The 6,162-nt window shown below is 62.8% G+C and carries 5 protein-coding genes; 3 read left to right on the top strand and 2 right to left on the bottom strand.

Annotated features, from left to right (window positions below; genetic code table 11):
* Window positions 1-58: 58 nt before the first annotated feature.
* The gene (locus tag ACH2EI_RS06005; protein WP_395152320.1) at window positions 59-1,426 is read right to left on the bottom strand and encodes a dihydrolipoyl dehydrogenase family protein; all 1,368 of its coding nucleotides are present in this window, start codon (window positions 1,424-1,426) and stop codon (window positions 59-61) included.
* A 48-nt stretch (window positions 1,427-1,474) separates the two neighbouring features.
* Window positions 1,475-2,809, bottom strand: a complete 1,335-nt coding sequence (locus tag ACH2EI_RS06000) for a M15 family metallopeptidase (protein WP_395152319.1) — start codon at window positions 2,807-2,809, stop codon at window positions 1,475-1,477.
* 134 nt (window positions 2,810-2,943) lie between these two features.
* Here ACH2EI_RS06000 and lysS point away from each other — a divergent pair, with 134 nt between their 5' ends.
* The 3 genes from lysS to ACH2EI_RS05985 form a co-directional block, all read left to right on the top strand.
* Window positions 2,944-4,476: a lysine--tRNA ligase gene (gene lysS, locus ACH2EI_RS05995; protein ID WP_395159445.1), complete on the top strand. Its 1,533-nt coding sequence runs from the start codon at window positions 2,944-2,946 to the stop codon at window positions 4,474-4,476.
* A gap of 19 nt (window positions 4,477-4,495) precedes the next feature.
* Window positions 4,496-5,461, top strand: a complete 966-nt coding sequence (locus tag ACH2EI_RS05990; protein WP_395159443.1) for a DapH/DapD/GlmU-related protein — start codon at window positions 4,496-4,498, stop codon at window positions 5,459-5,461.
* Between the two features lie 37 nt (window positions 5,462-5,498).
* On the top strand, window positions 5,499-6,162 hold a 664-nt coding region (locus ACH2EI_RS05985), incomplete at its 3' end, for a DNA polymerase domain-containing protein (RefSeq protein WP_395159441.1).

The raw sequence follows: 6,162 nt of genomic DNA, 5'->3' as shown, positions 1-6,162 counted from the left end.
GTTCAATCGAACAGTTCAATCGAACAGTTCAATCGAACAGTTCAGTTCTCGCCGCTCGCTACTCTGCGGCTTCTGCTAAGGCTTCGCTCAACGCCGGGTGGACGAGGATACTCTCGACGAGATCGCTCACGGTGAGGCCTGCGGTGACCGCAACGGCAATCACCGAGATGAGTTCTGCGGCGTGGCGACCGACAATCGACCCACCAAGAATCTCACCCGTGTTCGGATCGGAAATAATCTTGACGAACCCGCGGGTGTCGCTGTTAATCATCGCCTTGGCGGTTGACGAGAAGGGCACCTTGGTGACGCGGATCTTGCGGCCCGACGCGAACGCTTCTGCTTCGGCGAGGCCGACATCGGCGATCTCGGGCTCGGTGAAGATGGCCGACGCCGCTTTGTCGTAGTCAAGGTGGCGGTGGTTACGAGTATGGAGCCCCATCACGTGCTCGGCGACCTTACGGCCTTGGATCGAAGCGACGGATGACAGCGGCAACTTGCCCGAGATGTCACCGGCGGCGTAAATGTGGTCAACGTTCGTCACACAGTGCTGGTTGATGTCGACAAATCCCCACTGATTGACTGCGACGCCCGTTGTCTCGAGCCCGATGTCCGCGGTGTTTGGGACCGACCCAATGGCGAGAACGGCGTGAGACGACTCGACCACTCGGCCGTCGTCACAGCGCACGATCACGCTGTCGCCAGCTTCGGACCGTTCGATCGCCACGGCCCGGGCACCCATGACCAGCTTGACACCACGGTTCATGAACTCGTGCTCGAGGACAGCGGCGACTTCGGGGTCTTTGCCTGGCAGCACCTGCTGACGGCTCACGACGAGCGTGACCTTGGCCCCGAACGACGAGAACATGTGCACGAACTCCACGCCGGTCACGCCCGACCCAATCACGGTGACGCTCTCCGGGAAGGTTTTTGGCGGGTAGCAGTCGCGTGTCGTGAGAATCCGGTCGCCATCGGGAAAGCACCATTCAGGAATCCGCGGCTTTGACCCCGTCGAGATCAGCGCTGCGTCAAATTCGACGGTTTGCGTGCCATCGACACCAATGACCTCAAGGCTGTTCGGCCCGGTGAACCGGCCGGTGCCCCGCAAGATGCGCACGCCCTGGCTCTGCAAGATGTCGGTGTTGTTGTCGCGCATCTTGTCTTTGATCGCTTCGATGCGGTTGGTCAGCGCGCTGACGTCGACCTCGCTGCTCTGACTTTCGAGACCCATACCGTCGAGACGGTTCGAGAAGCTGATGGCACCGCCGGTGGCGATCATCGTCTTCGATGGGATGCAGTCCCACAGATGCGCTGCGCCACCGACCACGTCGCGCTCGACAACGGTCACTTCAGCACCCATCCGAGCCGCGTGCGTTGCTGCATTGTTGCCGGCTGGGCCGCCGCCGAGTATGACAAATCGTGTTCTCACATCACTGAGGTTACGCGAGGTTTCGAATCAGGAGCCACACGACAGCCGTCAGTGCTCGTCGCTGTCTCCCGAGCGGAGGCCGTCTTCGACGAAGAGCGTCGACCGTTGCGTGTCGCCACCGAACGCAGCACTTGTCGCGCTCTCAACGTTCGGGCAGTATCGGCTCGGATACAGCCCCTGATGCCGCGGCTCGCCGACCCACTCAAAATGCATGCCGTCAGGTCGCAGGAAGTTGCCTCCCCAAGCAAAGCCGTGCTTGCGGAATACTCGCACGGTCCGACAGTCCATGTCGGGTGGTGCGCACCCGATGCACGAGCCCTGCGTGTTGGTGTCCACTGCCATCCCCCACGTGTGGCGTGACAGGAATCCAATACTGCTGTTCGGCGACTGTCGTGAAAAACGTGCAGTCCAGCAGCCACCGGCTGAATTCGCATCGCTGTAGTTGATTGTGTTCTCGAGCCCCGAAGCAATCACTTCGGCCATGGCTTTGGCCAGCGCAACTCGAACGACACGGTGGCAACCCGACCGCAGGTTGAGCTTGCCAATCGGTCCTGACCGGTCGATATTCGCGGCGTACCAGTCATTCGAGATCGACACGCCAGTCCCGTTGGACGAGACCTTGTACCAGAACTCTCCGAGCGCTTCCTTGGTCTTCGCCATACCGAGCGTGAGGTCCGGGTCGGACGCGTCCCAGGTCCGCCGGATTCTGATCGAGGTGCTCACCAAGCCGTTGGCAACCAACTCGCGATCGATGTCTGCCCGAGAGTCAAAATCCCAGAGCACGATCTGGCTGAGCCGGGTGACGCCGAGGCGGTTGGCCCCCGCAAGAGACATCAATAACTCTGTTCCACCTGTGATGTCGTCGGCAACCACCGCACCGATCCTGAACACAAGGATGGCGCCGTTCGACGCAACAAGGTCGACCGTGTCACCGGCCTGTGCGCCGCGCAGGCGCGCCGTGCGTTCCCCCATCACCAGCGACGTCGACGACAGCGCAGCCGCAACGCTCGGGCCCATCAAAGCAAAAACGGCTCGTGTCGGCAACATGGTCGTCGCCATGGGGAACGCAGCGCCCGACGGCGCCTCTTGGACAATCGCGCCGCTTCGACGCACGCGTTGCATGCCAGTCGATGCCGAGCGACCGATTTCGCCGGTTCCCCCAGCAGCGGTCACGGCTTGCATGGCTCGTTGCGCAACGTCGCTGGTCAGCTCTCCCGAGTTGAAGATGGTGACGACGTCGTCGACCTCGGTCAAGAGTCGCTCGGCGGGCTCAGATACGGCGGCCGGCAGATCGGTCGACCCGGTCAGTGCAAAGGCAGGCAACGCTGTCGCCAGAGCAACAAACGCGGCTACGAGTACTGCCGAGCGGCGTGATCCCAACATCAAAGTGAGATAGTACGAACCGCTTGGCCGGTTCGTGGTTCAGGCTGGCAAATACCGACCAGGTCACGTCTTGTCGATCTTGGATGACAACAGAGCGCGCAGATCTGGCCTCGGTTCGCTACCGTCAGTTCACCGTGAACGAGCAGCCAGCCACAACCGCCGACCCGGAGGCCGATAGCCAGGCGACCGGCAGCGGCCTCGCCGCCGAGAAAGCTCGTCGCCTCGGCGTGATCGATGCCATGCGCGAGGCCGGAGACAACCCGTATCCGTACCGATTTGACCGCTCGCACACGCTGGCCGAGGTCCGTACGACGTGGGGTCACCTCGAACCAGGTATCGAGACTGAAGACGCCGTCACCGTTGCCGGACGGATCATGCTCAAGCGTGATTCCGGCAAGCTCGTGTTCGCCACGATTCGGGACCGTTCTGGCGAAGTACAGCTGTTCATCTCGAAGGCTGTGGTCGGCGACGACGAGTTCGCGGCAATCAAGGATCTTGACCTGGGCGATTGGGTTGGCGTAGCCGGCACCGTCATGACCACCCGCAAGGGCGAATTGTCCGTCAAGCCCGACTCGGTCATGCTGCTGTCCAAGGCGATTCGGCCCCTGCCCGACAAGTGGCACGGCCTCAACGACACCGACACCCGGTTTCGCCAGCGCTACGCCGACCTGATCGTCAACGAGGACGCCAGGCGCAACTTCGAAATCCGCCATGAAACCGTCGCGAGCTTCCGCCGGACACTCGCATCAAAGGGCTTCATCGAAGTCGAAACCCCGGTCCTGCACCCCGAAGTCGGCGGCGCTCACGCCCGCCCCTTCACCACGCACCACAACACGCTCGACATGGAGTTGTACCTGCGTGTCGCGGTCGAGCTCTACCTCAAGCGACTGATCGTCGGCGGTATGGAGCGAGTCTTCGAGATCGCCCGAACCTTCCGCAACGAGGGCACCTCCACTCGCCACAATCCAGAGTTCACCATGATGGAGCTGTACCAGGCGTTCGGCGATTGGAACGAGGTCATGGACATCAGCGAGGAGCTCGTCACCACTGCTGCGCGTGATGCTCTCGGCACCACCGTGATCGAGATTCGCGGAGAGCAGATCGACCTCGCCGAGCGGTGGCCCCGCAAGCGCATGATCGACTACGCCTCCGAGGGCACCGGCATCGAACTGCATCCGTCGATGCCGATCACTGACGTTCGCAAGGTGGCCGCCGATCACGACGTCTTCGTCGAGGATCGCTGGGGCGCCGGCAAGATCATCGAGGAACTGTTCGAGAAGACCTCCGAATCATCCATCGTGCGGCCAACGTTCGTCACGGGCCATCCGACCGAAATCTCACCGCTGGCGCGAGTTGATCGCAACGACCCGTTCCTCACGGAACGATTCGAGATCTTCGTCGACGGTCGCGAACTCGGCAATGGCTACTCCGAACTCAACGATCCCGTTGAACAGCGTGCCCGCTTCGAAGACGAGCAGGCTGCGCGCGAAGCCGGCGACGCCGAGGCTGGCAGTGTCGACGAGGACTACATCCGTGCGCTCGAGTACGGCATGCCGCCAACCGGCGGCCTCGGAATCGGCATCGACCGACTTGCGATGCTGCTCGCCGGCGTCGACTCGATCAAAGAAGTCATCCTCTTTCCAACACTCCGCCCAGAAGTCCACTGAGAACAAGAAAGGCCGAACGATGACACGTATGGCATGGGGCGCAGGCCTCGCAACGATCGCAGCTGACGGCTCGACTCTCGACACTTGGTATCGCTGGCTCGGCTGGGGCGAATTCGGATCCGACGCTCGAGCAGACGGAAGCGGTGGCGACAGCGTCCACTGGGGTCAGATCGAAGAGCGACTCGGCATGCGCGACGTGCGTGACGAGGTCCGCAACGTCACCATCCGTCCGGTTCGCATCTCCGTCGACGTCGACGAGGCGCCGGGCTCCCCCGAAGACGCGTACCTCCGCCTGCATCTGCTGTCGCATCGCCTCGCTGCACCGCGGTCGATCACGATGGACGGCACCTTCGGGGCACTCAACAACGTTGCGTGGACCAACCTCGGCCCCGTGGCCGTCAGCGAAGTCGACGACGTCCGCCTCAAGGTCAAGCAATCCGGCGGCGTGTTGAGCATCCACGGCCTCGACAAGTTCCCGCGCATGACCGACTACGTCGTACCGACCGGCGTACGCATTGCCGACGCCGACCGTGTCCGCCTCGGCGCCCACCTCGCCGAAGGCACCACCGTGATGCACGAAGGCTTTTGCAACTTCAACGCCGGCACCCTCGGCACGTCGATGGTCGAAGGTCGCATCTCGGCCGGCGTGGTCGTCGGTGACGGTTCCGACGTCGGCGGCGGCGCATCGATTCAGGGCACGCTGTCCGGCGGCGGTACCGAGGTCATCTCGGTCGGCGAACGCTGCCTGCTCGGCGCGAACTCCGGCATCGGCATCAGCCTCGGCGACGACTGCGTTGTCGAAGCTGGGCTCTACGTCACCGCAGCCACCCCGGTCCTCACCCCTGACGGCGTGGTCAAGGCTCGTGAAATCAGTGGTATCAGCGGTGTCCTTTTCATCCGCGACGGTCAAACTGGCCAAGTGATCGCCCGCGCGCGCAGCAAGAGCTGGGGCGAGCTGAACAGCGAACTGCACTCCAACCAGTAGGCACGAACAAAGACGCGCGCACCGCTACTGTCGGTTCATGGCCAAGGCGAACGAGTTCGGCGAACCCGTCGAGGTCACGGTCGATGTGGCGGGCGGAACACGTTCGGTCCCGATCACCAACCCGAACAAGGTGATGTTCCCGTCAGTTGGTGCCCGCAAACAAGAGCGCACCAAGCTCGATCTTGCTCGCTACTACGTGTCGGTCGGCGACGCGATCATGCGCACACTTACTGATCGGCCAGTCCTCCTCGAGCGCTATCCGAACGGTGTGCGCGGCACGTCGTTCTTCCAGAAACGCATTCCTGAATCCGCCCCCGACTGGCTCCACACCACGACGGTCGAAACGATCAACGGAACACCCTCGCGAGCCCTGGTGATCGCCGACCTTGCACACGTGCTCTGGGCTGCGAACCAGGGTGTGCTCGGTTTGCACGTGTGGCAATTCCGTGCGAGCAAGCCCCACGAAGCCGACGAGATGCGGATCGACCTCGACCCCACACCGGGCGTCACCTTCGACCAGGTCCGGGAAAGCGCCGCTCTCGTTCGCGACTACCTCGCCGAACTCGGGATGCTCGGCTTCCCCAAGACCACCGGCAGTAAGGGCATCCACATCTACGTCCGCATCGAACCGGGCTGGGACTCATTCGCCATTCGCGGCGCTGTCGTGGCACTCGGCCGCGAGCTGTCAGAGCGCCATCCCG

The organism is Ilumatobacter sp., from assembly GCF_041688325.1.
Lineage (GTDB): Bacteria > Actinomycetota > Acidimicrobiia > Acidimicrobiales > Ilumatobacteraceae > Ilumatobacter_A.
This window is presented reverse-complemented; position numbering and strand designations above follow the sequence as displayed.

Excerpts from the sequence above, each read along its gene's own strand:
- ACH2EI_RS06000 (WP_395152319.1), bottom strand. The coding sequence starts at position 2,809 with ATGTTGGGATCACGCCGCTCGGCAGTACTCGTAGCCGCGTTTGTTGCT.
- ACH2EI_RS05990 (WP_395159443.1), top strand. The coding sequence starts at position 4,496 with ATGACACGTATGGCATGGGGCGCAGGCCTCGCAACGATCGCAGCTGAC.